The organism is Sphingomonas arabinosi (assembly GCF_036663715.1).
Classification (GTDB): domain Bacteria; phylum Pseudomonadota; class Alphaproteobacteria; order Sphingomonadales; family Sphingomonadaceae; genus Sphingomonas.
On sequence record NZ_JAXOJN010000001.1, the window covers coordinates 618,772 to 643,508 of the forward strand.

Genomic DNA, 24,737 nt, shown 5'->3' on the forward strand with positions numbered 1-24,737 from the left:
GTCAAGCCCGGCATGACGGAGATAGGACCACGATGAACCAGCTTGCCGCCAACCAGTTCGACCTCACCGACGACCAGCGCGAGATCCAGGAGTTGGCGCGCCGGTTTACCGCCGATCGGATCACGCCGCATGCGGCCGAGTGGGACGAGAAGCACATCTTTCCACGTGATACGATCAAGGCTGCGGCCGAACTCGGCTTCGCGGCGATCTATGTCAGCGAGGAGAGCGGCGGGATCGCGCTCGGGCGGCTCGAGGCGGCGCTGATCATGGAGGCGATGTCGTATGGGTGTCCTTCCACCAGCGCGTTCATCAGCATCCACAATATGGCGGCGTGGATGATCGACCGGTTTGGCTCGCAGGGCGTCAAGGACAAGTATCTCCCCGATCTGGTGACGATGGACCGGCTGGCGAGCTATTGCCTGACCGAGCCGGGCTCGGGCTCCGACGCGGCTGCGCTCAAAACGCGCGCCGTGCGCGACGGCGACGACTGGATCGTAACCGGCTCGAAGCAGTTCATCTCGGGCGCCGGCGAGAACGAGGTGTACGTCACCATGGTCCGCACCGGTGAGGACGGGCCGAAGGGCATTTCCTGCCTGGTGATCGAGAAGGACATGCCGGGCGTGTCGTTCGGCGCGAACGAGAAGAAGCTCGGCTGGCACTCGCAGCCGACCCGGCAGGTGATCTTCGATGGCGTCCGCGTGCCGGGCGCGAACATGGTCGGCGGGGAGGGCGAGGGCTTCCGGATCGCGATGATGGGGCTCGATGGCGGGCGGTTGAATATCGGCGCGTGCTCGCTTGGCGGGGCGCAGCGGTGTCTCGACGAGGCGATCGCGTACACCAGGGACCGCAAGCAGTTCGGGAAGGCGATCGCGGATTTCCAGAACACGCAGTTCATGCTGGCGGACATGGCGACCGAATTGGAGGCGGCGCGCGCGCTGCTGTACATGGCGGCGGCCAAGGTGACGGCGAACGCGCCCGACAAGACTAAGTTCGCGGCGATGGCGAAGCGGTTGGCGACGGATACGGGGTCTTCGGTGGTCGACCGCGCGTTGCAGCTGCATGGCGGCTATGGATATCTGCAGGATTACCCGATCGAACGCTTCTGGCGCGATCTGCGGGTGCATTCGATCCTCGAGGGCACGAACCAGGTGATGCGGATGATCGTCGGTCGCGAACTGACGCGGCAATGAGTCCGCGCAGCTTCGCTCATTCCTTCTGCTCCGCGCCTCCGCGTCTCCGCGTGAAAAGATTCTTGGTTCACGCGGAGACGCGGAGACGCGGAGATGGTGCTTTGGAGGTGAACGCGTGACCGATGATCTGATCGTCGAGAATGAAGGGCCTGTCGGCCGTATTCGGTTGAACCGACCGAAGGCGTTGCACGCGTTGAATCTGGGTATGTGCGAAGGCGTGCTTGAGGCGCTGGAGACCTGGCGGGGCGACCCGGCGGTCGAGGCGGTCGTGGTTGATCATGCGGAAGGGCGTGGATTCTGCGCTGGGGGTGATATTCGGATGCTCGCCGCCTCGGGGGCGACCGACGGCGTCGAGGCGCGGGCGTTTTTTCATGCCGAGTATCGGATGAACCACCGACTGTTCACCTATGCCAAGTCGATCGTGGCCTTCATGGACGGGATCACGATGGGCGGCGGCGTCGGGCTTGCGCTGCCGTGCCGGTTCCGGGTGGCTACCGAGAACACCAAGTTCGCGATGCCGGAGACGGGGATCGGGCTGTTCCCCGACGTTGGCGGCGGCTGGTATCTGTCGCGACTGCCGGGGCGGATCGGGCACTATCTGGCGCTGACCGGGCATCGGCTCGATGGCGCGGAATGTCTCGCGCTGGGGCTGGCGACGCATTTCCTGACTAGCGATACGCTCGATACGGCCAAGGCGCGGATTGCGGAGACGCCGCGGGATATTGCGGGGGTGCTGGACGCGTTGGCGACATCGGCTCCCGACGCGAAGGTTCTCGCGCGGAAGGACGACATCGACCGGCTGTTCGCGTCGGACGTGCTGGAGGAGATCTATGCTGCGCTCGAAGCCGATGGTGGCGAGTGGGCGACGCAGACGCTCGGGACGCTGAAGACCAAGTCGCCGCAGTCGATGAAGGTGTCTTTGCGGCTGCTCCATGAGGGGGCGGCAATGGCGAGTTTCGCGGACGAGATGCGGCAGGAATATGCGGTTGGCGCGCATGTCGTGCAGCGGCACGACTTCATCGAGGGCGTGCGGGCGGTGATCGTCGACAAGGACAATGCGCCGCGTTGGGATCCGGCGGCGCCCGAGGATGTGACCGATCACGTGATCGACCAGATCTTCGCGCCGTTGCCGGAGAATGAGGCTTGGACGCCGGGCTGACTCGTCATCCCGACGAAAGTCAGGATCCAGGGTTACAGGCGGCAGCGTTGCGGGCTCTGGATCCTGGATCGAGTCCAGGATGACGATGTTTTTGGAGAGTAAGATGGCCGATTACGAAACGATCCTCGTCGAGCAGCGCGGCAGCGTTACGCTCGTGACGCTGAACCGGCCTCAGGCGCTCAATGCGCTTAACTCGCAGGTGCTGGCGGACCTGATCGCCGCGTTTGCTGCGTTCGATGCGGATCCGTCGCAGGGCTGCGCGGTGCTGACCGGGAGCGGCAAGGCGTTCGCGGCGGGGGCGGACATCAAGGAGATGCAGTCGCAGGGCTTCGCCGAGATGTACGCGAGCAACTTCTTTGCCGGCTGGGAGAATTTCACGCGGACGCGCAAACCCGTGATCGCGGCGGTGGCGGGCTATGCGCTGGGCGGCGGGTGCGAGCTGGCGATGATGTGCGACTTCATCCTCGCGGCCGATACCGCGAAGTTCGGGCAGCCGGAAATCAAGCTGGCGGTGTCGCCGGGGATGGGCGGATCGCAGCGGCTGACGCGCGCGGTCGGCAAGGCCAAGGCGATGGAGATGTGTCTGACTGGGCGGATGATGGACGCGGAGGAAGCCGAGCGCGCCGGGCTCGTCTCGCGGATCGTGGCCGCGGACGATCTGGTCGAGGAGGCGGTGAAGACTGCCGCGACGATCGCTGCGATGGCGCCGCTGGCGGTGTTGGCGAACAAGGAGATGGTCAACGCGGCGTTCGAGACGGGGCTTGCGATGGGGGTCCAATTCGAGCGGCGGCTGTTCCATGGGCTGTTCGGGACGGCGGACCAGAGCGAGGGGATGGCCGCGTTCGTCGAGAAGCGTGCCGGGAGTTGGACGGGGAAATGAACCAAATTCCCCTCCCGCTTGCGGGAGGGGCTAGGGGAGGGGCGTGCCGCAAAACGTAGCAGTACGTGTGTAGCGCTGCCCTCCCCCAACCCCTCCCGTAAACGGGAGGGGAGAAAAAAGTTTAGGAGAGAGAACATGGCACGGATCGCATTTATCGGGCTCGGCAACATGGGCGGCGGGATGGCGGCTAACCTCGCGAAGAAGGGCCACGACGTTCGCGCGTTCGACTTGAGCGCCGACCCTCTGGACAAGGCGAAGACCGCCGGATGTCTGCCGGTCGCGTCCGTTGACGAAGCCGCCGATGGTGCCGAGGCGATCGTGACGATGCTCCCCGCCGGCAAGCATGTCGCCGAGGTGTACGATGCGCTGTTCGGCGTCGCGTCGCCGTCCGCGATCCTGATCGACTGTTCGACGATCGACGTCGCGACCGCCAAGCAGGTCGCCGCAGCGGCGCAGGCCAAGGGACTCGTCGCGGTCGATGCGCCGGTGTCGGGCGGGATCGGCGCGGCCAATGCGGGCACGCTGACGTTCATGGTCGGCGGTTCGGCCGAGGCGTTCGGGCGGGCTCAGCCCATCCTCGCGGACATGGGCAAGGCGGTCATCCACGCCGGCGCGAACGGCGCGGGGCAGGCGGCAAAGATCTGCAACAACATGATCCTCGGGGCGACGATGATCGCGACCTGCGAGGCGTTCGTGCTGGCGGAGAAGCTCGGGCTCGACGCGCAGGCATTTTACGACATCGCCAGCGTGTCGTCTGGGCAAAGCTGGTCGATGACGACCTATGCGCCGCTCCCCGGGATTGGCCCGGATACCCCCGCCGATTACGACTATCAGGGCGGCTTTGCGGCGGCGCTGATGCTGAAGGACCTGCGGCTGGCGATGGCGGCGGCGCAGGATGTCGGCGCGGATACGCCGATGGGGGCGAAGGCTGCCGAGCGATACGAGGCGTTCGCGGCGGCTGGGCAGGGCAATCTCGACTTCTCGGCGATCATCCGCACGCTAAGCGACTGAAATTGCGACGGGCGCGCTTGATTCTCGAACGTCGCTAGCGCGCTGGTGTTGAAACCTTGATCTGCGGATTGGCAGGCGATTGGCCGGCATCCTGCGCGCGGTGGAACGCGCGGTCGGCGTCGTCGATCGCGCCGAGCAACGCGCCGAAGCAGGGGGCATCGTCGATAGGATAAACGCGCGACAGATCATGGCCGAGCGCGAACACGTCGCGTTGCGTAAGAAGTCCGATCGCGACGATACGGTCTGGGTCGGACATGTTAGGCTCCCGTGGTGCAATATATGTTAACGCACCCAGCGTGTTATCGGTACCGGCCCGTCGAAAAAACGGGTCCAGCGGAGCGTCAACCGAGGTCGAGACGCTCGCGCGCGTGCCAACGGGCCATCATCAGCACCGATACCACCGCCAAGCCGGTCGCGAGACCTGTCCAGATGCCGACTCCGCCCCAGCCGCGCGCGAAGGCGAGCCATGCGCCGACGCCGATGCCGATCCCCCAATAGCCGACCGCCGCGAAGATCATCGGCACCGTGGTATCCCCCAATCCGCGCAACATGCCCGCACCGATCACCTGCGCGCCGTCGACCACCTGGAATATTGCAGCGACTGCCAGCAGCGAGATCGCGAGCGTGACGACGGGTGCATTCGCAGGCGCATCGACGTCGAGGATGATGCCGATCAGCAGTTGCGGAGCGAGTACGAGCAAAGCGGCGGTCAGTACCATGAACCCCTCGCCGATCGCGAATGCGGCCCAGCCGGCGCGGCCAATGCCGGCGCGGTCGCCCCGACCGGAGGCGAGTCCGACGCGGATGGTGGCCGCCTGGGCTATGCCGAGCGGGACCATGAAGGTGACACTGGCGATCTGGATCGCGATCGCGTGGGCGGCGAGCGGCACGGTGCCGAGCAGCCCCATCAGGAAGACGGCGGCGATGAACACGGTGGACTCGAACCCGAGCGTGATCGCGATCGGCAGGCCGAGTTTCCACACGGCGCGGTATCGTGGCCAGTCGGCGCGCCAGAACCGGCCGAGCAGGTGGTAGCGGCGGAACGGTCTTACGTAGACGATGACCGAGGCCATCGCGACGAAGCTGAGTCCGTTGGCTATGCTGCTCGCCATGCCCGAGCCGAGCAGGCCGAGCGCGGGCAATCCTGCGTGGCCGAAGATCAGCAGCCAGTTGAGGCCGGCGTTGACGACCAGCAGCCCGACCATCACCACCAGCGACCAGGCGGGTTTCTCCAGCGCGGCGACGAATGCGCGCAGCACGAGGAAGCAGAGGCTCGGCAACATTCCCCACATCACCGCGCGGACGAAGCGCGCCGCCTCGTGCGCGAGCGCCGGGTCCTGGTCGAGCAGGTGGACGAGGATCGCTTCGGCGTTCCACAGGACGATCCAGGACGGGATGCAGAGCGTGGCGGCGACCCAGATCGTCTGGCGAACGGTCCGCCGGATATCGCGCACCGCGTGCGGCCGCGCGCCCCGCTCGCGCGCGATCATCGGCACGGCGGCGGTGGTGAGGCCCATCCCGAAAATCAGGAAGACGAGGTAGAGATTGAGCCCGAGCGTCGCTGCCGCCAACGTGTCCGAGCCAAGCCGCCCGAGCATCGCCACGTCGGTCGCGCCGACCAGCGCCTGCGCGAGATTGGTCGCGACCAGTGGCCAGGCGAGTTTCAGCGTGGCTGCGAATTCGGTGGGCCAAGGGCGGGGCGGGGTGGACGTCATGGGCTGGCTTTAGTGGGGTTGGGCGGCTTGTCGATTACCTACCAATGCTTCCCCAGCAGGAGGATTGGCGCTGAGCGGTCGGGCGCGATTGGCTCGCGGATTCGGCCAGGACCTCACCACCACCACCCCGTCATCCTGACGAAAGTCAGGACCCAGGGTAGCGAACGGTGCCTTGTGTGGCTCTGGATCCTGACTTTCGTCAGGATGACGGTGGGGCATTTGGCGCGCTTAACTCCCCCCCACCGTCTGGTGTCCTACCGCATCAGTCCAGCAGCGCGGAGGGCGTTTTCGATCGTCGCCTGGATTCCGGCGGGTGCCTCGGCGCGAGGCTTCGATGCAGGCTTTGGCGATACGGGAATCGCCATCTTCGCGACGCGTTCGACCGGCGCCGGCTTGAGCGCAGTCTCCGCCTTCGCCGCTGAAACCAGACCCCAGGACTTGGCGATCACCGTCGTGCTCGAAATTCCGACGTCGAGCATGAACGGTCCCGCGGCGCCCAGTCGCTCGCCGCGCAACGGATCGATCGGCGTCCCGTGGCCCATGCCCGGCACGGTCCAGTCCTCGACGACGTCGCGCCCTTCCGTGTCGGACCAGATCCGGTGGACCGCAGTTCCTACCCGTTCCGCGCGCACGGCCTTCGCATCGACGCCGTGGATGCCGCGCCACTGCCGCGCGATCGTGTCCGCGTTCGCGACGCTGACCGTCGCATCCGCGCCGCCGTGCCAGATCGCCAGCGTCGGCCAGCGCCCGTCATGGCCGCGCGCGCCGCTGCGGACCATGTCGACCAGCGCGGTGTCGCTGGTGTCGCCATGCCCACGCATCCGGTCGAGCGCCTGCGACACGCCGGTCGCGGTGCCGTAAGCTAGCCCACCGATTACCGCGCCGCCGGCGAACAGGTCCGGTCGCGTAACCAGCATCGCCATGGTCATCGCACCGCCGGCCGACAGCCCGGTGACGTAGACGCGGCTGCGGTCGAGGCCGTGGCGCGCGATCATCGTCTCGGTCATCTGCGCGATCGATTCCGCCTCGCCGCCAGCCTGCGCGGTGTCCTCCGACGCGAACCAGTTGAAGCAGAGATTGGGGTTGTTCGCGCGCGTCTGCTCGGGGAAGACTAGTGCAAAGCCGGCGCGGTCCGCTAGCTTCGACCAGCCCGAGCCGTGGTCATAGCCGGCAGCGGTCTGCGTGCAGCCGTGCAGGACGACGACCAATGGCGCGCCGGATGGCAAGTCCTTGGGCACGTAGCTATGCCCAAGCAGCGCGCCCGGATTGGTCCCGAACTCGGCCAGTGGAGTCAGGCGGCTCGGCACGGTGTTGCGGGGCGTCGGCGCTCCGGCGCGCGCCATCCGGGCAATGGTATCGGCGATGTTTCTCACGTAATCGGACCTTTTCGTCGCCAGCGTACTCGGCCGCGATCTTATCTCAACGTCGCACCTACATCATTTGTTGCTGCAGTGCAGCAAGAACGTCTGGATCAGTGTCCGACTGCATCGCAGGCTTCGCCGATCGCAGCGTAGATTTGGTCGAGATCGGCGTCGTCGATGCAATAAGGCGGCATGACGTAGACGGTGTTGCCGAGCGGGCGGAGCAGCAGGTTGCGGTCACGGAAGAAGGCGAGCAGGCGCGGGCCGATCTGCGATAAATAGCCGTCCTCGTCGCGCAGTTCGACAGCCGTGATGGTGCCGATCTGGCGCGCGTTCGCGATGCGGGGGTGCCGGGTGAGCGCCTCCAGGCGCGCTGCCTGCCGAGCGGTGAGATCTGCGATCCGCTCGCGCACCGGTTCGTCGCGCCAGATGGCGAGGTTCGCATTGGCGGCGGCGCAGGCGATCGGGTTGGCGGTGTAGCTCGACGAGTGGAAGAACATCCGCGCACGGTCGGTGCCGTAATGCGCCTGGTAGATCGCCTCGGTCGCCATCGTCACCGCGAGCGGGATCGCGCCACCGGTCAGCCCCTTCGACAGACAGAGGATGTCGGGCACGACGCCCGCCTGTTCGCAGGCGAGCAACGTGCCGGTACGGCCCCAGCCGGTCATAACCTCGTCGGCAATGAACAGGACGCCGTGCGCTGCGCAGATCCGGCGCATTTCGGCGAGGATATGCGCGGGATAGATGTGCATTCCGCCCGCGCCGAGTAGCAGCGGCTCGACGATGAACGCGGCCGGGTGTGCTGCGCAGGCCTTCTCCAGTGCGTCGAGCGTCGTCTGTTCTTGGCCGGCGGCGGGAAAGGGGATCGTTCCGACGTCGAACAGCAACGGCGCGTACGCCCGGTTGTAGACGCCGCGTGCACCGACCGACATCGCGCCAATGGTATCGCCGTGATAGCCGTGTTCGAGCACGAGGATGCGGTGGCGATCCTCGCCGCGGTCGAGCCAATAGCCGAGCGCCATTTTCAGCGCGCACTCGACGCTGGTAGAGCCTGAGTCCGAGAAGAACACCCGCGTCAGTTCGGGCGGCATGATCGCAGTCAGGCCCCGGGCGAGGTCTTCGGCCGGCTGATGCGTCCAGCCGGCGAAGATGATCTGGTCGAGCTTGCCCGCCTGTTCTGCGATCGCCGCCATGATCCTGGGGTTGGCGTGGCCATGCGTGGTCACCCACCAGGACGAGATCGCATCGACGATCCGCCGGCCGTCCGACGTGTAGAGCGCGGCGCCCTCAGCATGTGTCACGAGCGGGATCGGCTCGCGCAGGCCGTGCTGCGTGAAGGGGTGCCAGACGGGGGAGTCGCTCACCGGAACGCCTCGGCGTCGAAGTTCGCGGCAAACGCCTCGGCCAGCGTCGCGGCGTTCAGCGGATCGAGGCGGGGCAAGCGGCCGAGTTGACGGACCTTGCCGAGCGTCGCGATGGTCGCCTCGCTATCCTCCACCGCGTCGCCGACGAAGGCGATGCCGAGGATCGGTACGCCGCGACTGCGCAATGCCCCGATCGAGAGCAGACTGTGGTTGATCGTGCCGAGGCCGGTGCGGGCGACGAGCACGACCGGCTTGCCCCATCGTGCGAACAGGTCGGCGAAGATCAACTCGCGCGTGACGGGGACCATCACGCCGCCGGCGCCCTCGACGACCAGCGGGCCATCGACCTGCGGTAGCGCGAGCAGGTCGGGATCGATCGTGACCCCGTCGATCTCGGCGGCGAGATGCGGTGAGCACGGAGTCGTCAGCCGGTATGCTTCGGGCAGGACGTGGTCCGCGGGCACGCCGAGCGTGACGACCGAAGCCGCATCGCTACCGTCCGAGAGTCCGGCTTGCACCGGCTTCCAGTAGCGCGCGCCGAGCGCCACGGTCAGGCCCGCGGCGAACACGGTCTTGCCGATATCGGTGTCCGTCCCGGTAACGACGATCGTCATTGCAGCGCTTCTCCCATGACCGCTCCCAGAGCTTCGATATCCGCGACGGTCGCATTAAGCGTCAGCGATATCCGCAGCCGCGATCCGCCATCGGGCACGGTCGGTGGCCGTATCCCGCGCACGTCGAACCCGGCCGCCTGGATCGCGCCGGCCACCCGCATCGTCCGCGCGGCATCGCCGAGGACGAGCGGCAGGATCTGAGACCCGGTTGCCGCGACGCCATATGGTGCGAGCACGCGTTCCGCCGTGGCGATCGACGTCCAGAGCCTCTCCCGCCGCGCTGGTTCGTCCGCGACGATGCGCAGCGCCTCGCCGACGGCCAGCGCCATGAGCGGCGACGGCGCGGTCGAGAAGATGAAGCCGCGCCCGCGATTGACGATGAACTCGCGCATGACCGTCGGTCCACACAGCAAAGCGCCTTCGCATCCCAGTGCCTTGCCGCAGGTGCGCAGGGTGATGACGTTCTCGCGACCTTCGAGAGTTTCGGCCAGCCCGCGGCCGTCGGTGCCGAACACGCCGGTCGCGTGCGCCTCGTCGATCAGGAGAACGGCGTTGTGCCGGTCCGCGATCTCGGCGAGCGCCGCGAGCGGGGCCTGGTCGCCGTCCATGCTGTAGAGGCTCTCGACCGCGATCCACACGCGGCCTGTGCCGCCCGATGCGCGCCACGCTACGATCGCGTCCTCGAACGCGTCGGCATCGTTATGCGCCGCAGCAGCGAAGGTCGCTCGCGTGAGACGTATGCCTTCGTGCGCGCTCGCATGGATCAGCGCGTCGTGGACGATCAGGTCGCCGCGCTGGGGCAGGGTCGCGAACAGGATCGTGTTGGCGACATAGCCGCTGGCGAAGAACAATGCCGCCTCGGTTCCGAAGAACCGCGCGGCCTCTGCTTCCAGCGTCTCGTGCTCGGGCGCATTCCCCCGCAGCAACCGCGACCCGCCCGATCCGACGGGCACGCCGCGCTGCAACGCATCGGTCATCGCCGCCCGCAGCCGCTCCGATCCTGCGAGTCCGAGATAGTCATTCGAGGCGAAGTCCACGCCTTGACGCGGGCGGAGTGACCGGTACCGGTCGGCAGCGGTCAGTTTGGCGAGGTCTCGTTCCTGGTCGGCGAACATCATCGCGCCGCCCTAAACGTTACGGGCCGCGAAGACGATAGCGCGGGTGGATCGCGTCGTTACCCCGCGTTCCACGTCTCGATGAACTTGCTCGCTTGTGCACCAACGTCCGCTGCGGTCATGCCGGGTGCGAACAGGGCGGAGCCTAGGCCGAAGCCTGCCGCGCCGGCCTTGCGCCAGTCCGCCATCAGCTCCGGCACGATCCCGCCGACGGGCAGCACACGCGTGTCCTTGGGGAGGATCGCGCGCATCGCCTTCAGCACCGCGGGGCTGGCGGCTTCGGCGGGAAACAGCTTCAGTGCGGCGGCGCCTGCGTCGAGCGCTGCGAATGCCTCGGTCGGCGTGGCGATGCCGGGGAGCGCGACATAGCCTTTGTCCGCGGCCGCAGCGATCACGCGCACGTTTGCGTTCGGGGCGATGATCAGCGTGCCGCCCGCAGCGCCGACCGCCTCGACGTCTTCGATGCGCAACACCGTGCCCGCACCGACGACCGCGCGGCCCTCGAACCGGCGCGCCAGTCGCGCGATGCTGTCGAGCGGATCGGGCGAGTTCATCGGCACTTCGAGGATCGTGAAGCCCGCCTCGACCAGCGCATCGCCGATCGCCTCGACCTCGTCCGGCTTCACGCCGCGCAGGATCGCGATCAGCGGGCATTTTACGAAGGCGTCGTCGAACGCCTGGCGATGTGTGGTCATGCTGCAAGATCCTGGATACGGGTGATGCCGGCCACGAACGCGGCTTGGCTGTCGATGTGGTGCGAGGTCCCCCCGAGCGCATCGATCGCGCTGGCGTAGAGCGCGCCGAGTGCGGGATCGGCGAGGATGTGGACGGTCGTGCCTGCCTCGATCCGCGCGGCGGTATCCGCCCCGATCAGCAGGCCGCTTGCGAACGACGCTGCGTGCGCGTCGTCGGCAAGTCCGAGCACGCCGCGCGCACGGATCGCGAACAGGCTGGCGGCGAGATCGCGCTTGGCGCCTTCCGATACGCCTTCGAGGAACGCCGCGCCCGGCTCGACCGGATGGCCGAGTTGCCGCGACAGGACCCCGTGCGTGCGGAGCAGCGCGAAGAGTTCGCCGGTCATCGCGGTGGTGAACCGTTCGATACGGCCACGCTCGACGGTTGCCCATTTGCAATGCGTGCCGGGCTGGCAAAGCAGCGCGTCCGCCGGGACGAGTTCGGCGGCGACTGCGCCGAGCAACTGCACCTCCTCGCCGCGCATCACGTCGGCGTGCAGCCCGTCTCGGTACGACAGGCCGGGCACGATTGCGGTCCGGTCATCGATCCGGTCGAGCGCAGCGGCGATGTCCGGAAGTCCGGCAGGAGCGGCGACATAAGGCACGCTGCGCCAGCCGATGTTCGATCCGACCATCCCGGCGAGCAGCATCGGCAGGTCGCCGAGCCGTGCGCGGATGCCGGCTACTTCCGCCTCGTACTCGCCCGCGCCGACGGTAGCGGCGCCGCGATCGTCCCGCTCGGACGCAACGACGACGCTCTCCTCGATCCGGAACGCGCGGCGGTTGCTGGTGCCCCAGTCGACCGCGATAAAAGCATTCATCGTCATTACCTCGACCCCATCACAGCGTGATTATACGACAAATCGCGGGAGCCGCCATGAGGGATTGGCAATACGGCCTTGAAGGCACGTGACAGCGCGGTTCCGTTGCGCCAGAACCTGCGGCGATGAATATCGACATGACAGATACTGACAGTCTTCCCGTCGTCGGTGTGACGGGGCGCAACCTGACTCACGGCATGCTCGATACGCTGGGACGTGCCATCGTCACCGGACGGTACGAGACGCGTCCATTCCCGACCGAGGCGGAAATCGCCAAGACCCACGGCGTCAGCCGGTCGGTGACACGCGAGGCGGTCAAGATGCTGACCGCGAAGGGCCTGGTCAGCGCACGCCCGCGGCAGGGCACCGTGGTGCAGCCGGCGAGCTCGTGGAACCTGTTCGATACCGACGTGCTGCGCTGGACGCTGGAGCGAAAGTTCTCGGTCGAACTGCTGCGGCACTTCAATCAGTTGCGGGTCGCGATCGAGCCCGAGGCCGCGGCATTGGCGGCGCGGTTCGGCGATGCCGCGGACGAGGCGGCGATCCGCAACGGACTGGCGCAGATGGAGGCGGGCGAGGCGGGAACGGCCGATCCGCTCGAAGCCGATATCGCGTTTCACATGGCGATCCTGCGCGCGTCGAAGAATCCGTTCTACGCGCAGTTCCAGTCGGTGGTGTCGACTGCGCTGCGGACGTCGATCCGCTTCACCAACCGGATCAAGGGCCGTTCCGCGAATATCCCTGATCACGCCGCGGTGGCGGACGCGATCATCGCACGTGATCCCGCCGGAGCGCGGACCGCGATGACGCGGATCATCGGCGATGTCCTGACGCTGATCGGCGACGAGTAAGCCCGGTCACGTGATGGCGGACCGAGCGGAAGCGTGCACGCCACCCCTGTTCTAATACGATAACTGAGAGGATTTCGAATGGCGACCGAGGCAATGTCCGCAAAGCCGATTCGGCTGGCGATCGTCGGCGTTGGCAAGATCGCGCGCGACCAGCATCTGCCGGCGATCGCGAACGATCCGCGCTTCGAACTGGTCGCGGCGGTCAGTCGCAATGCGGTGGTCGACGGCGTCGACAATTATCACGACATCGCCGAACTGCTCGCCGCCGGGCATGAGCTGGACGCGGTGTCGCTCTGCACGCCACCGGTGGGGCGGTCCGCGATCGCGATGACGGCGCTCGATGCCGGGCTGGACGTGATGATGGAAAAGCCGCCGGCCGCAACGCTGTCCGAGGTGGCGCGGATCGAGGCGCATGCGGTTGCCGCGGGCCGTTCGCTGTTCGCGACCTGGCATTCGCGTGAGGCGGCCGGCGTCGCGCCGGCGCGGGCGTGGCTTGCCGATCGCAAGGTCCAGCGCGTCGCGATCGCGTGGCGCGAGGACATTCGCCGCTGGCACCCAGGGCAGGACTGGATACTGGAAGCCGGTGGGTTCGGCGTGTTCGATCCCGGCATCAACGCGCTGTCGATCGCGACCGAGATCCTTCCCGGCGACTGGGTCGTGAACAATGCCGACCTGCATGTGCCGGAAGGTCGCATGTCGCCACTGGCCGCCAATATCGATCTCACCTGCGGCGACATTCCCGTCACCGCAGCGTTCGACTTTCTCCACGAAGGCCCGCAGCAGTGGGACATCGTCGTCGAGACCGACGACGGTACGCTCAAGCTGGGCATGGGTGGTGCGGTGCTGGACATCGACGGCAAGGTCACCGAGGCGACGGATGCCGAATATCCAGGGCTCTACGCCAAGTTCGCGGACCTGGTCGGTTCGCGGTCCAGCGACGTGGACGTGACTCCGCTGCGGCTGGTGGCGGACGCGTTCCTGGTCGGGCGGCGCATGATCGTTCCCGCCTTCGAATGGTGAAATCCGATTTAGCTGATCGAAGATAGGATCGCCGGAACGCGTCTGGCCGGGACCACGTTCATCCTCGAAAGAAGGATGTCTATCGGTGCTTCAGGTCAGTCGGCAGGTCGAGAACGAGAATATTGCACCGGCGTCAGCGGCGACCGTTGCCGCAGCCGCACCATTGGCGGCCGCGATCGTCGAGCGGTTGTCCGATGGGAACCTCGTCTACGTCGCTGCCGACGATCAGCGTGCGACCGAGATCGCGACGATCGCGGCGGCGCTCGCGCCCGATGCGCTGGTCGTCCACGTGCCGTCGAGCGATGCACTGCCGGGCGACGATGCGCCCGCATCGCCGGCCAATGTCGGACGTCGCGTTGCGGCGTTGCGGCGGCTGCGCGCGGGGTTGGAGATTGGCGCGGCACCGATCCTGGTCGTCACGACCGCGGAGGCGACTGCGGTGCGATATCCGCCACCACAGATGTTCGACGTTGCACCGCCGCGGCTGAAGGTCGGCGATCCGATCGATATCGACGCGTTTGCCGCGATCGCCGAAGAGGTCGGCTATCTGACCGACGACCGGATCGACGAACCCGGCGAGATCGCGGTGCGCGGCGGGGTGATCGACGTCTTCCCGGCCGATCGCGAAACTCCGGTGCGGATCGAGTTCGCCGATGGCCACATTACGGGCCTGCGCGATTACGATCCGGTGTCGCAGCTTGGCTTGGGCGACGTCGAGGTCGTGGAGATCGGACGAGCCACCGAGCCGGTGGTCGAAAAGGGCGTGTCGATCCTGGCGCATCTGCCGGATGCTGCAATCGCGTTCGACCGGGACGCGGAGAAGCGGCGTAGTCGCTTCCTCCACATCGCTTCGGATGGCCTGCCCCGGCGTCGTGCCGCAGTCGATCTGGTCCTGGACAAGGCCTGGGCCAATGAGACTGCGGATCGCGAAACGGTGACGTTCGACGTTGCCGCCGACGTGCCGCCACGGTTTATCGAGCGGCGCGATCCGGCGCGGGCATTTGCGCGGTTCGCAAAGAGTACGCTCGCCGATGGACGCTTGTTGGTGGTCGGTTCGCCGCGCGATCTGCGGTTCCTCCAGCCAAGGCTAGAGCGCGCGGCTAAGATTAATTTCGCGCAGGTCGATTGTTGGGCGGACGTCGCATCCTCCAAGCCGGGCACGGCAATGCTGCTGGTGGCACCCATCGACCGCGGGTTCGTTGCGAGCGGTACCGAAATCGTCGCTAGTGCGGACCTGCTCGGCGGAAGGGCGCGCGGGGACGAAACCGCCGGTGGGGGCTCTGGCAGGTTGCCGGGACTGACCAGCGAGTTGCGGTGCGGCGACGTGATCGTGCACGAGGAATTCGGAATCGGCGTCGTCCGCGGGCTGGAGATGCTGCCGGGCACCGACGGCGACGCGATCATACTCGAATATGCAAAGGAAGGCCGCCGCCTCGTCCCCGTGCGCGAGGCGGACCGGATCTGGCGATACGGTGCCGAGATCGACGCGGTCACGCTTGATTCGCTCGACGGCGCGTCGTGGCAGAAGCGGCGGGGGGCGATCGATGCCGCGATCGCCGAGAGCGCACGGGATCTGGCGGCGATCGCCGCAGAGCGCGATGCCTGGACGACCGATCCGATCGTGCCCGATCGTGCCCGCTATGAGACGTTCGCCGCCGGGTTCGCGTTTACCGAGACGCCCGACCAAGCACGGGCGATCACGACGACGCTGGCCGATCTCGCGAGCGGCAAGCCGATGGACCGGCTGATCATCGGCGACGTCGGCTATGGTAAGACGGAGGTCGCGTTGCGTGCCGCGGCTGCGGTCGCGCTGGCCGGGCGACAGGTTGCGATCGCCGCACCGACGACGGTGCTGGTCCGCCAGCATATCGAGACGTTTACGAAGCGGTTCGAGGGGACGGGGGTAGCCGTCGCCGGGCTGTCGCGGCTGTCGAGTACCGCAGAGAAGGCGCGGGTTCGGGCGGGTCTTGCGGACGGCTCGATCGGGGTCGTGATCGGCACGGGGGCGATCGCCGGCAAGGGTGTCGCGTACAAGGACCTCGCGCTCGTCGTGATCGATGAAGAGCAAAGGTTCGGCGCAGCGGACAAGGCGAAGATGCATGCGCTGGGAGCCGGGCATGTCCTGACGCTGAGCGCGACGCCGATCCCGCGCACGCTGCAATCCGCGATGATCGGCCTGCAGGGCTTGTCGGTGATCGCCACCCCGCCTGCACGTCGCCAGCCGATCCGTACCTCGGTGGCACGTTTCGACGATTCGATAGTGCGCGCTGCATTGCGTCGCGAGCGAGCGCGGGGCGGACAGAGTTTCGTCGTGGTGCCGCGGATCGACGACATGGCGCCGCTGGCCGCGAAGCTTGCCGAGCTCGTGCCCGAGCTCGGCGTCGTGCAGGCGCATGGGAAAATGCCGGCAGGGGACATTGACGAGGCGATGGTCGCGTTCGCTGCAGGTGACGGAGACGTGCTGCTCGCGACCAACATCATCGAGGCCGGACTCGACGTGCCCCGCGCGAACACGATGATCGTGCATCACGCAGACCGATTCGGCTTGTCGCAACTGCACCAGTTGCGAGGGCGGGTCGGCCGTAGCGGGCGGCGCGGGCAGGTGATGCTGCTGACCGACGGCGAAGCGACGATAGCGGAGGCGACGTTGAAGCGGCTGCGGACGCTTCAGGCGTTCGACCGGTTGGGCGCTGGCTTTGCGATTAGCGCACGCGATCTCGATCTCCGGGGCGCAGGGGATCTGGTCGGCGAGGCGCAGGCCGGTCACATGAAGCTGATCGGGATCGACCTGTACCAGCATTTGTTCGGTCGCGCGTTGCGGCTGGCGAGGATCAACCGCGAGGGCGGTGCGCCGATCGACGACTGGATTCCCGAACTGCACCTGGAATTGGGCGGTAGCCTTCCCGAGGCGTGGATCCCCGAGATGGAGGTGCGGATGTCGCTGTATGGCCGGCTTGCGCGGCTGGAGGACGTGTCGGCGCTCGACCTGTTCGAGGCGGAGCTCGACGACCGGTTCGGCAAGGCACCCGATGCCGCGCTGCGACTGTTGCAGGTCGCACGGATACGCATGATGGCGCGCGAGGCTGGTATCCGCAGGATCGACGCCGGTCCCGCGGCGATCGCCTTGACGCCGCACGACCGCACCGCGGCGAAACCGCTCGACGATCTGGTCGAGAAGAACGGGCGCTGGATCGCCTCCGAAAGCATCGCCGACCCGATCGCGCGGGCAGGGCGGATCGAGGAACTGCTGGACGCGCTGATCGGGTAGGCGCGTTAGGTTATTCGGCGGCCGCGGCCAGCGGGGCGGACAACGCTTCGTCGGTCAGCGCCGCCAAGATCGACCGCATCAGGTCGACGACGCGCGCGAAGCCTGCACCGGGCGCGTGGAGCTTGCGATCGAGATACAGCGTGCGATCCAGTTCGAACTGCACCGCGTGGATGTTGGCGGCGGGCCGCGCATGGCGTTCGAGGATATGCCCACCTGCATAGGGTGCGTTGATCGCGGTCGAGAATCCGCGTGCGGTACACTCGGCTTCGATCCGCGCGACGAACCTTGGCTCTGCGGAATGGCCGAACCGGTCGCCGATCACGATCCGCGATCCACCGGGCCCGAGCGGCGGCATCGAATGCACGTCGAGCAGTACCGCGACGCCGAATCGGTCGTGCGCGGCCTGCAATGCAGCGGCGAGGGCGGAATGGTAAGGGCGGTGATCGTTGGCGATCCGCGCGGTGACGTCGGCATCGGTGAACCGGCGCGCCCAGAGATCGCCCGCACCCGATGCCCGGCGTGGGACGAGGCCGAGCCCGCTGCGCAGTTTGGCGGATTGCTGGGCGAGCGGCATCGACGGTGCGCCCTCGTCGAGCAGCGGGTCGCGCTCGTCCTCGCGCCGGTTGAGATCGATCCAGGCGCGCGCGCGGGTCTGGACGATCGTCGTCTGGTCGGTCCGTGCGGCGCGTGCCACCGCGTCGACGAGCCGGTCCTCGAGCGGGAGCAGCCCGGCGAGCGGCACGCGCAACGCCGTCTTGAGCGCGAGCGGATAGTCCCGACCCGCGTGCGGGACGGACACCACCACCGGGCTGACGGGCGGCATTGCGCCCAGACGCTCGAAGGAAGAAGACTGCATGCCACCATGCTAGGGCCAGCACCGGGCGCGGGCAATCGACCTGGATATGTTAACCACTTTCAGGGTAGGGCTGCCGCAGAATGTACGTGTAAAAACGGGACTTTAGATCGATGTTGCGAATTCTGCTGGCCGAGGACGATCAGGTCATGCGCGAGTATCTGACCCGGGCGCTCGAACGCTCGGGCTATGCCGTGACCGCGGTCGATCGGGGGACGGCGGCGATTCCGCTGCTCGAAACCCAGACGTTCGACCTGTTGCTGACCGATATTGTCATGCCCGAGATGGACGGCATCGAGCTCGCGCAAAAGGCCGGTGAGATGTGCGCGGACCTTCGCGTGATGTTCATTACAGGCTTTGCGGCGGTCACGTTGAAGGCCGGCCGGGCGATGCCGCAGGCGCGCGTCCTGTCCAAGCCGTTCCACCTGCGCGACCTTGTCGCCGAGGTCGACCGGCTGTTCGAGACGGATAATGTGACGGGCGTGCATTGAGGGCTTGCACGCCGCGAAGACCGCGGCTAGTGGAGCCCTCCGGCGGGCGTGTAGCTCAGTGGTAGAGCACTGTGTTGACATCGCAGGGGTCGCAAGTTCAATCCTTGCCACGCCCACCATAGAAAGCCCTGGTAACTCAACGAGTTGCCAGGGCTTTTTTATGAATTCAGCCCGAGGCTGGGGTGAACGAGCGCGGTAAAACTGCGGTAACTCCCGGTTCCTATCGCTATCCTCGGCCTTCTCGAAGGGTGCGCCAACCGCCAGTCTCATCCCATCGAACCTCTGTTTAAAGGCGTAACCGCCGTGATCGTCAGAGCTCGCTTAGCCGCTTATCTGAGCGTGGACGCGCTCGTCGTGAGCCGAGTCCCAAGAGGGCGACGGATGTCCGGTCCACAACACAGTTCCTTTTCGGCCGTCTGCCACTATGCGACGTCCGACCGTCGAGTGGCTAACATAGCGGCGCAGTCGCGACTGGACCGCTTGCTTGTCCAATAGCCCGCGTCGTGCATCGACGTTAATCCCGACGCTGATGGGGAAGGAAGCCGACGTCGCCTGCACGGGTGGGCAAGAAGCACGGGTCGGAGTTCAGACCGTGTTGCTTCGTGCAGCACGGGCTCGGCTGCGGCGATGGTCATCCGCAGGACGTGTCGGCTCCGGTCAGGAATGAAACGTCGGGAACGAGGTCGGACGTCGCTCGGCCATCCTTGGTCGGATCAACCTCGCGGCGACCGGCTGCCGAATCGACACCCCGCACTTCGACCGTGATCGGTCCCGAGCTGTTCGCTCTGATCGTCGAGGCCTCAAGTTGAAGTCGGGGATCGCCGCGGCGAAGTCGAGACGTTCGCCCCTGGCTCGGTCACGCCAGAACTTCGCATTCCGGTGATTCGTGATCACGAGGATACCGTGCCTACGGTTCGCCGGCTAAAGGTAGCGCTCCGCTAGCTGCGTGGCGAGCGCATCGCTTACCGATTGCGTTTATCGCTCGCGCTTCCGATGTCTTCGGGCACACGATGCTCACGAGCTGCTTGAGCACAGTACCACCTCCCAATTTTCGGCGATCCTGCTAAAAAGTAGAGATGCTGAAAACACGTATCAGGCACCGGGCTCGGCGAGCTGCCGAGACCGAAGCGAGCCTCGCATCCATCAACGGTTCCATCACCGCTTTACAGGACGAAGACCTACTCGACCTAGCAGACATCTTCAGATCGCAGACGGAAACCCCGATCGCGGAGATCGCTGCGGCGGAGATGAAGAAACGCGGCATCACCTTGGCGTAGTTTGCGGGCCGCCCGTACTCGTACCGCGAAGGGGCGGTATGTGTTGGCGGGGTGAAAAGGGTTGTTCCCGCCACGAGACAAGGCACTGGTCGTGTCGAAGGCGCGAACACGTACTGCAGTTAGCTTTCAAAGGGGCCAGGCCTCCAACACGCCGGCGGTGGCGCGCATGATCGCGCCCGCCGCCGCCGAGGCGCCTATTCTTGCCTCTAGCACGCCGACTGCACCGCTCACGTTCGCGACCTGAGATGCGCTTGGGTAACGCATCTGCGTCGACGCCTGGAGGTCGTCGATCTCCGCACTCAGCATGAACACCGAGCGCCTCAAGTCATCGACGTCGTCGCGCAACCGTTCGGGGTCTTCCCTCGGATCAGCGAACTTGAGCGCGATCGCCCGAATCGCATGCTCAAGCGAGTTCCGCTGTGATCGCCTCGACGCGACCGCCGACTGCCTGCGTAGTTCGCCCTCGTCGTCGGCGAGAGCGACCGCTGCGTAGTCGTTGTCGAGAGCGTGTTCGACAACGATGAGCAGCCGTAGGCGACTCTCCGCCATCAGCTCAACGAGTTCGCTTGTTCGCTTATCCGTCATCGATCGCTCCTAGTCATCCGTTTCGATCGGCATGGGCTTGGCGGCGCCGGTTTCGGTCTTGGCAGCCTCGGCGACGTTCTTGCGCATTTGCTCAGAGACAGCACGACCGTAACTGAGGAGGAAGTCGACTTGGTCCGCCCCCGACCGCTTCGCTGCCAAGGGCTTCAACGCCGTTATCAGGTCGTCATACGTCTTCGAGTCGAGTTTCACGCCACTGGCCGGAGATGACGCCAGCAGTGCGCCAGTGGAGACGCTTGCGGGCAACGTCCCAACAGCGTTCGACGACGCCTGCTCGAAGATGCGAAGTGCCGCAACGTCACCCGATGACTTCCAGTCCATGACGTGCCTGCGCGCTCGGTACTCGGAAAGTGAGCTGTTCTCATCGAGCGTGGCGATGGCGAGCCGTCGCGACTCAAGTTCGACGTTCTGCCGGCCGGCAAAGGCGGACAACTCTGTCTTCAGGTCCTGCGTCAGCGAGAGTGTCCGGGTCGCAGTCGGCCTGATGGCGTCCGCTGCACATCCGGCCAGCAGCATTACCGGCAAGACGATTGGGAGAATCTTCATGTCACTTCGCCGCGATCGTGGCGGCGATGATCAACGGTGAGAGCAGACCGACGACGTCGTTCTGCGTGATCCCGACCTCGCTCGCTCGAGCCATTTGCGAAATCGCCGGTGCGATCAGGCCGCGCCAGTTCTCGGTCGTCTTCTCGGCCATGCTGATCCTGTATCCCCTATTGAGGTAGACGTGGCGAAGGCGCGCCAGATTCGTTGGAATGCGTCCTTCGCTCCATGATAGAGAAACGCTGTTGAGGGCCTTGATGGCGGCGTCCCGTTGCGCTGCGTCGCGAATGGCGACGATCCCGTCATTCGTTGCGTCGACCTTCCCGACGAACTGCCGTGCCTCCGCAAGCAACGCGAGTTCCGTAGCGCCACCAAGGACCTCTGCGTCTGCGATCGCGACGCGTTCCCGGTCCCGGCGGGCGGCCAACTGAAGCATGTCGACCTTCTGTCGCTGAGCGGCAAGGAGGATCAGCAATGCGCTTACCCGGTTGTCGGGGTCGTTCAGACGAAGTGCGTCCGCGAGGCCGGCGCCTGCTTCCACGAGTTGCAGAATGGCCTGAACTCGCTTGGTCGTCACCGTGACGGGTTCCGGGGCGGCGGCGGCATCGACGGTGGCTGCGCCGTTCGCTTGCGGGGCGGCGGCATTCTCGACCGACCCAGTCGTAGCCGCTTTGGCCAACTCGGCCTTGAGCGCCTCGTCGAGAAGGCTCGCCACCTTCTCGGAGCCCAGCAGGCGCGCCAATTCCTGCGCGTTCACTAGCAACCGTCGGACGTCCGCCACTGCCTCCGTGAAGTCCTTAGAGGTTGCGTCCGTCGCCACATCGTCGATTTGCTTCTGCAGGAGGGCAAGCGCCGGGGCGACGGAGGCCGCCGCTTCTTCAGATGTGGCGGCCTCTGTGCGGACCTCGATAGTTCGCCGGAGCAGGTCTGCGAGGATCGATCCTTCGTAGGCGGATATCGCTTTCCCTACCGGACCATTAGGGCCGAAGATGGCTAGTTCGGCGATTACGCCGCCTCTGCCGTCCGGCCCGACGCACGATTCCACAACCCGCCGATAGGCGTCGACCGGGTAACCCGCCAAACCGGCTAAACCTGACGAGACTGCGAGATCCGTGTCGGGCGCAACCCAAGCGAACGGTATCTTGTCGCAGGCAAGCGGCAGTTCAGGCGCCATCGCGGCGGGGGGAGCAGCTTTCTTCCAGGCCGACCTTTCGACGACGAAGCTCTCCACGGACTCGCGGTACTCCCGCTGTGCCGCCGCAGTGCCCAAGCGGAGACCGGTGAGCATGTCCGGAAGCCTCGACCACGTCACTAGGACGGCGGGCGCCGGCGGCGGGGAGCACGCGTAGGGACTTTCCGCATCCGGCGACAGGTACGGGTAGGTCGCTCCGACGAGTTTGTTCAACCTTCTATCTACGTCGTGGCAGAGCTTGCGTACACCGCGCAGTGGGTTGCGAAGCACCACGTTCGGCGGCTCGCTTGGGGAGATGTAGGTTGCCAGGTTGCGGTCCCGGCTCGCCTGCAAGGAGCGCACGAGAGCGGTGTCCTCTCGCTGTTGCAGCGAAGCGTATTCGGTTCTGATCGCGCTGAAGTATGCTGTATCGTTCCCCTTTTCCCAGGCTTCCTTCACCAACGCCGTCTGGGACTGTACCGCATCATCCTTCAGGATAGGCATGGCGCACCCCGCTAGGCTCGAGGCCATCGCCGCCGTTAGAACGACCACGAGGATCGTCGGACACGTGCTGGACACGCTGTCGTCAGATGTGACGGCGCAGGCTGGTCGGGCCGATCCGTTAGTGGCCATCATCTGAAGGCTCCGGTTTTGCCCACTCCGAGTTTCACGATACGGCTCAGCAGACCCCGACCACGACCATCCGCTGCGATCCAAGATCCGTCCTGGGCACGCATGGGACCTGGGTAACCCCAGATGTGTTCCAACGAACGTTGCCCTGACCCGTCAGCCGGAGCGAGGCTTAAGGCGATGACTTTCGGCGACCTTGCGGTGGCGATTGCAACGTACGTCCGGGCTTCCCGAAACCTGGGGCGGAGAGATTTCCGCTTCTTGCGAAGGCCTAGCACTCGGCCGCCAACCCTCAAGCGGTTCCGGACCATCGTGTGAGTGCGTACCATCCCCGAGATCTCCCAGCATGTCGTCCACCGACCGCGCGGATGTCGCGTGTCGCGATCCGGGATGACGGCGGGATGAGGTACGCGCGGAACTGGAACGCAAAGGAACCGGCGCAAGCATTGTCCGAATCTGACGAGCTTGCGCAAGCATGAACAATAACCGAACCAATAAGGCTTGCAAGCGGTAAGATTATAACCCCACATCCAAGTGGATTTTAGGAAGCAAAAAATCCGCCACAATCATTGCCGTTACGGCGGGCGGTCCACAGGTGCCCCGTTCACTTGTAATCGAGCTGAGGTTCATCTCTGCGGTAACATAAGCCTTGAATTACCGTGCCCTATCGAACTCGACTGCAAATGCCTGCTCTGATGTCGTATCCTCGCATTCCGATCCTCATGGTGTGCCATTCCAGCTCTGACGGGCCGAAGAGCGTACTTTTGAGAACCGTGCCGTCGGGTCGAACAACCCGTGCTTCAAACATCCTCATCCTGGGCTTTCGGCAGTCGACCTCCATATGAGTGTCCATCTGCTCACCCCTCCCGTTGACGCCCTTCAGCTCCATGTTAACGAATCTCACCCACGTATCTACGATGTCGCCTTTCCGCGTCGTCGACGTCCGATCGTAAAGTCCGCCATCCGGCGTTCGCTGTATGGGGAAGGGCTGCCAGTCGATGATCGGCGCTGGGGTCGACTGCAGAGCGATGGCAAGTAGGATCACGACATCACCTCCAGCATGTAGTTCTTGAGTTCGACACGTTGATGCTTGAGCTCTCGGATGCGACGCAGGCGCAAGAGAGGCAGGGTTACGAAAGCACCCGTCATCGCCAAACCAGCGATCGGGTGTGGCGATAGGATCTGGCCTGCCATCAAGGCCGTTGCCAACATCAGGACGCCGTGCATCTTCGTGAATGACGCGGTGCCGATGAACGCGGATGGACCTAGAAGGATGACGCCGCCTTGTCGTCCGGTAAGGTTGGTGGCACTCACGAGCCTGTCGTTGATCAAGTCGAGCCGCAGGATGCTGCCTTCGAGCAAGGCCATTTCGGACGGTAGTTCGTGCGTCGTGTGTCGTGCATTGCCGTCCTCGACGACGACGCTGACGACGCCGCGGTGATCCGTATCGACGAAGCCCCCGCCGCCGGTTACGAAGCCTCGTCCATTGCTAGTTAGTCCAAAAACGCCGGCGCTACGTCCGTATGTGGTCGACTGCTGCTGGTAGGTCACGTGCCGTACCCGAGCGATAATGCATCCGCCCTGATACGTCGTGCCGCCTATCCGGCGGCATTGAATCAACCAACTGCGTAGCCTGCTGGAGGTGGCGACAGGTGCGCTCACCGCTTCCGCTCCTTCCATGGCCAAATCGTCCGGCTCTCGGAGCAGTTCGGCCTCGCCATCAGGATGGCGGAGGAAATCCGTTCTCTTCTCACCCACGCGCGTTTCCCCTCGCGTCGGTGCCCGTTTACCGGAAAGCCGGCGGCACCGCTTCGGTTGACGAAGCGGTGCCGGCCCGTGAGCCGGAAGTTGGAAACTCGCTATTAGACGAGCGCGGACGCCTTTGGGCCCGGAGGCCTTGGACATACGCGTCCGCCTCCCGGCCGAAACTGGTTCGGGCCGGGCGTTCGGCAACTAATAGCGAGGTTTCCACGCCTCGGTCCGCGTGCTCGCGGACCCCTCGGTTGTAAGCCGAGATGGTAAGCGTGATCAATCCGTCTTCTGCGGTCCGGTGGGCTTCGATGAAT

22 protein-coding genes and 1 tRNA gene are annotated in these 24,737 nt (G+C 65.7%); 10 read left to right on the forward strand and 13 right to left on the reverse strand.

The window, feature by feature from the left end:
• Positions 1-32: 32 nt before the first annotated feature.
• The 4 genes from U1708_RS02805 (at position 33) to mmsB (ending at position 4,240) form a co-directional block, all read left to right on the forward strand.
• Entirely contained in the window at positions 33-1,190 is a 1,158-nt protein-coding gene (locus tag U1708_RS02805; protein WP_332742479.1) for an acyl-CoA dehydrogenase family protein, read from the forward strand.
• 115 nt (positions 1,191-1,305) lie between these two features.
• Positions 1,306-2,349, forward strand: coding sequence for an enoyl-CoA hydratase/isomerase family protein (locus U1708_RS02810; RefSeq protein WP_332742481.1), 1,044 nt, complete (start codon positions 1,306-1,308; stop codon positions 2,347-2,349).
• 103 nt (positions 2,350-2,452) lie between these two features.
• Positions 2,453-3,229: an enoyl-CoA hydratase gene (locus tag U1708_RS02815; RefSeq protein WP_332742483.1), complete on the forward strand. Its 777-nt coding sequence runs from the start codon at positions 2,453-2,455 to the stop codon at positions 3,227-3,229.
• A gap of 135 nt (positions 3,230-3,364) precedes the next feature.
• A complete protein-coding gene (gene mmsB / locus U1708_RS02820; RefSeq protein WP_332742485.1) occupies positions 3,365-4,240 on the forward strand; it encodes a 3-hydroxyisobutyrate dehydrogenase in 876 nt (291 codons plus the stop codon).
• Positions 4,241-4,274: 34 nt separating this feature from the next.
• On the opposite strand, the gene U1708_RS02825 is transcribed toward mmsB, so the two are convergent.
• The 8 genes from U1708_RS02825 to U1708_RS02860 form a co-directional block, all read right to left on the reverse strand.
• Positions 4,275-4,496 carry a hypothetical protein gene (locus U1708_RS02825; protein ID WP_332742487.1) on the reverse strand — a complete coding sequence of 74 codons (222 nt, stop codon included), beginning with the start codon at positions 4,494-4,496 and terminating at the stop codon, positions 4,275-4,277.
• Between the two features lie 85 nt (positions 4,497-4,581).
• The gene (locus U1708_RS02830) at positions 4,582-5,955 is read right to left on the reverse strand and encodes an MATE family efflux transporter (protein WP_332742489.1); all 1,374 of its coding nucleotides are present in this window, start codon (positions 5,953-5,955) and stop codon (positions 4,582-4,584) included.
• 254 nt (positions 5,956-6,209) lie between these two features.
• Positions 6,210-7,328 carry an extracellular catalytic domain type 1 short-chain-length polyhydroxyalkanoate depolymerase gene (locus U1708_RS02835; RefSeq protein WP_332742491.1) on the reverse strand — a complete coding sequence of 373 codons (1,119 nt, stop codon included), beginning with the start codon at positions 7,326-7,328 and terminating at the stop codon, positions 6,210-6,212.
• A 98-nt stretch (positions 7,329-7,426) separates the two neighbouring features.
• A complete protein-coding gene (locus tag U1708_RS02840) occupies positions 7,427-8,680 on the reverse strand; it encodes an adenosylmethionine--8-amino-7-oxononanoate transaminase (protein WP_332742493.1) in 1,254 nt (417 codons plus the stop codon).
• Complete coding sequence (gene bioD, locus U1708_RS02845; RefSeq protein ID WP_332742494.1) at positions 8,677-9,294, reverse strand: dethiobiotin synthase; 618 nt, start codon at positions 9,292-9,294, stop codon at positions 8,677-8,679. The genes U1708_RS02840 and bioD overlap by 4 nt, the downstream gene beginning before the upstream one ends.
• On the reverse strand, positions 9,291-10,412 hold the full coding sequence (locus U1708_RS02850; protein WP_332742496.1) for an 8-amino-7-oxononanoate synthase: 1,122 nt from the start codon (positions 10,410-10,412) through the stop codon (positions 9,291-9,293). The genes bioD and U1708_RS02850 overlap by 4 nt, the downstream gene beginning before the upstream one ends.
• A 56-nt stretch (positions 10,413-10,468) precedes the next feature.
• Positions 10,469-11,104 carry a 2-dehydro-3-deoxy-6-phosphogalactonate aldolase gene (locus U1708_RS02855; protein WP_332742498.1) on the reverse strand — a complete coding sequence of 212 codons (636 nt, stop codon included), beginning with the start codon at positions 11,102-11,104 and terminating at the stop codon, positions 10,469-10,471.
• Positions 11,101-11,970, reverse strand: a complete 870-nt coding sequence (locus U1708_RS02860; protein ID WP_443029908.1) for a 2-dehydro-3-deoxygalactonokinase — start codon at positions 11,968-11,970, stop codon at positions 11,101-11,103. The genes U1708_RS02855 and U1708_RS02860 overlap by 4 nt, the downstream gene beginning before the upstream one ends.
• 131 nt (positions 11,971-12,101) lie before the next feature.
• Here U1708_RS02860 and U1708_RS02865 point away from each other — a divergent pair, with 131 nt between their 5' ends.
• From U1708_RS02865 to U1708_RS02875, 3 genes are all read left to right on the forward strand, one after another.
• A complete protein-coding gene (locus U1708_RS02865; RefSeq protein ID WP_332742502.1) occupies positions 12,102-12,815 on the forward strand; it encodes a FadR/GntR family transcriptional regulator in 714 nt (237 codons plus the stop codon).
• 78 nt (positions 12,816-12,893) lie between these two features.
• Positions 12,894-13,835: a Gfo/Idh/MocA family protein gene (locus tag U1708_RS02870; RefSeq protein ID WP_332742504.1), complete on the forward strand. Its 942-nt coding sequence runs from the start codon at positions 12,894-12,896 to the stop codon at positions 13,833-13,835.
• 85 nt (positions 13,836-13,920) lie between these two features.
• The gene (locus U1708_RS02875; RefSeq protein WP_332742506.1) at positions 13,921-17,103 is read left to right on the forward strand and encodes a TRCF domain-containing protein; all 3,183 of its coding nucleotides are present in this window, start codon (positions 13,921-13,923) and stop codon (positions 17,101-17,103) included.
• A 10-nt stretch (positions 17,104-17,113) separates the two neighbouring features.
• Here U1708_RS02875 and U1708_RS02880 read toward each other — a convergent pair whose 3' ends face one another.
• Complete coding sequence (locus U1708_RS02880) at positions 17,114-17,959, reverse strand: N-formylglutamate amidohydrolase (RefSeq protein ID WP_332742508.1); 846 nt, start codon at positions 17,957-17,959, stop codon at positions 17,114-17,116.
• 110 nt (positions 17,960-18,069) lie between these two features.
• On the opposite strand from U1708_RS02880, the gene cpdR reads away from it, so the two are divergent.
• The 3 genes from cpdR (at position 18,070) to U1708_RS02895 (ending at position 19,724) form a co-directional block, all read left to right on the forward strand.
• Complete coding sequence (cpdR, locus tag U1708_RS02885; RefSeq protein ID WP_307086902.1) at positions 18,070-18,447, forward strand: cell cycle two-component system response regulator CpdR; 378 nt, start codon at positions 18,070-18,072, stop codon at positions 18,445-18,447.
• Between the two features lie 44 nt (positions 18,448-18,491).
• Positions 18,492-18,566 (forward strand) — tRNA-Val (locus U1708_RS02890).
• 957 nt (positions 18,567-19,523) lie between these two features.
• Positions 19,524-19,724 carry a hypothetical protein gene (locus U1708_RS02895; RefSeq protein ID WP_332742511.1) on the forward strand — a complete coding sequence of 67 codons (201 nt, stop codon included), beginning with the start codon at positions 19,524-19,526 and terminating at the stop codon, positions 19,722-19,724.
• A 126-nt stretch (positions 19,725-19,850) separates the two neighbouring features.
• Here U1708_RS02895 and U1708_RS02900 read toward each other — a convergent pair whose 3' ends face one another.
• The 4 genes from U1708_RS02900 to U1708_RS02915 form a co-directional block, all read right to left on the reverse strand.
• Positions 19,851-20,309: a hypothetical protein gene (locus tag U1708_RS02900; RefSeq protein ID WP_332742513.1), complete on the reverse strand. Its 459-nt coding sequence runs from the start codon at positions 20,307-20,309 to the stop codon at positions 19,851-19,853.
• Positions 20,310-20,318: 9 nt separating this feature from the next.
• Positions 20,319-20,873 carry a hypothetical protein gene (locus U1708_RS02905; protein WP_332742515.1) on the reverse strand — a complete coding sequence of 185 codons (555 nt, stop codon included), beginning with the start codon at positions 20,871-20,873 and terminating at the stop codon, positions 20,319-20,321.
• A gap of 1 nt (position 20,874) precedes the next feature.
• A complete protein-coding gene (locus U1708_RS02910) occupies positions 20,875-22,545 on the reverse strand; it encodes a hypothetical protein (RefSeq protein WP_332742517.1) in 1,671 nt (556 codons plus the stop codon).
• 1,167 nt (positions 22,546-23,712) lie between these two features.
• Positions 23,713-24,429, reverse strand: coding sequence for a hypothetical protein (locus U1708_RS02915; RefSeq protein ID WP_332742519.1), 717 nt, complete (start codon positions 24,427-24,429; stop codon positions 23,713-23,715).
• Between the last annotated feature and the right edge of the window lie 308 nt (positions 24,430-24,737).

Bases quoted from the DNA above. Each gene is read 5' to 3' on its own strand.
- U1708_RS02805 (WP_332742479.1), top strand. From the start codon at position 33: ATGAACCAGCTTGCCGCCAACCAGTTCGACCTCACCGACGACCAGCGC.
- U1708_RS02815 (WP_332742483.1), top strand. From the start codon at position 2,453: ATGGCCGATTACGAAACGATCCTCGTCGAGCAGCGCGGCAGCGTTACG.
- mmsB (WP_332742485.1), top strand. From the start codon at position 3,365: ATGGCACGGATCGCATTTATCGGGCTCGGCAACATGGGCGGCGGGATG.
- U1708_RS02825 (WP_332742487.1), bottom strand. From the start codon at position 4,496: ATGTCCGACCCAGACCGTATCGTCGCGATCGGACTTCTTACGCAACGC.
- U1708_RS02830 (WP_332742489.1), bottom strand. From the start codon at position 5,955: ATGACGTCCACCCCGCCCCGCCCTTGGCCCACCGAATTCGCAGCCACG.
- bioD (WP_332742494.1), bottom strand. From the start codon at position 9,294: ATGACGATCGTCGTTACCGGGACGGACACCGATATCGGCAAGACCGTG.
- U1708_RS02850 (WP_332742496.1), bottom strand. From the start codon at position 10,412: ATGATGTTCGCCGACCAGGAACGAGACCTCGCCAAACTGACCGCTGCC.
- U1708_RS02855 (WP_332742498.1), bottom strand. From the start codon at position 11,104: ATGACCACACATCGCCAGGCGTTCGACGACGCCTTCGTAAAATGCCCG.
- U1708_RS02860 (WP_443029908.1), bottom strand. From the start codon at position 11,970: ATGACGATGAATGCTTTTATCGCGGTCGACTGGGGCACCAGCAACCGC.
- U1708_RS02865 (WP_332742502.1), top strand. From the start codon at position 12,102: ATGACAGATACTGACAGTCTTCCCGTCGTCGGTGTGACGGGGCGCAAC.
- U1708_RS02870 (WP_332742504.1), top strand. From the start codon at position 12,894: ATGGCGACCGAGGCAATGTCCGCAAAGCCGATTCGGCTGGCGATCGTC.
- U1708_RS02880 (WP_332742508.1), bottom strand. From the start codon at position 17,959: ATGCAGTCTTCTTCCTTCGAGCGTCTGGGCGCAATGCCGCCCGTCAGC.
- cpdR (WP_307086902.1), top strand. From the start codon at position 18,070: ATGTTGCGAATTCTGCTGGCCGAGGACGATCAGGTCATGCGCGAGTAT.
- U1708_RS02895 (WP_332742511.1), top strand. From the start codon at position 19,524: ATGCTGAAAACACGTATCAGGCACCGGGCTCGGCGAGCTGCCGAGACC.
- U1708_RS02900 (WP_332742513.1), bottom strand. From the start codon at position 20,309: ATGACGGATAAGCGAACAAGCGAACTCGTTGAGCTGATGGCGGAGAGT.
- U1708_RS02905 (WP_332742515.1), bottom strand. From the start codon at position 20,873: ATGAAGATTCTCCCAATCGTCTTGCCGGTAATGCTGCTGGCCGGATGT.
- U1708_RS02910 (WP_332742517.1), bottom strand. From the start codon at position 22,545: ATGCCTATCCTGAAGGATGATGCGGTACAGTCCCAGACGGCGTTGGTG.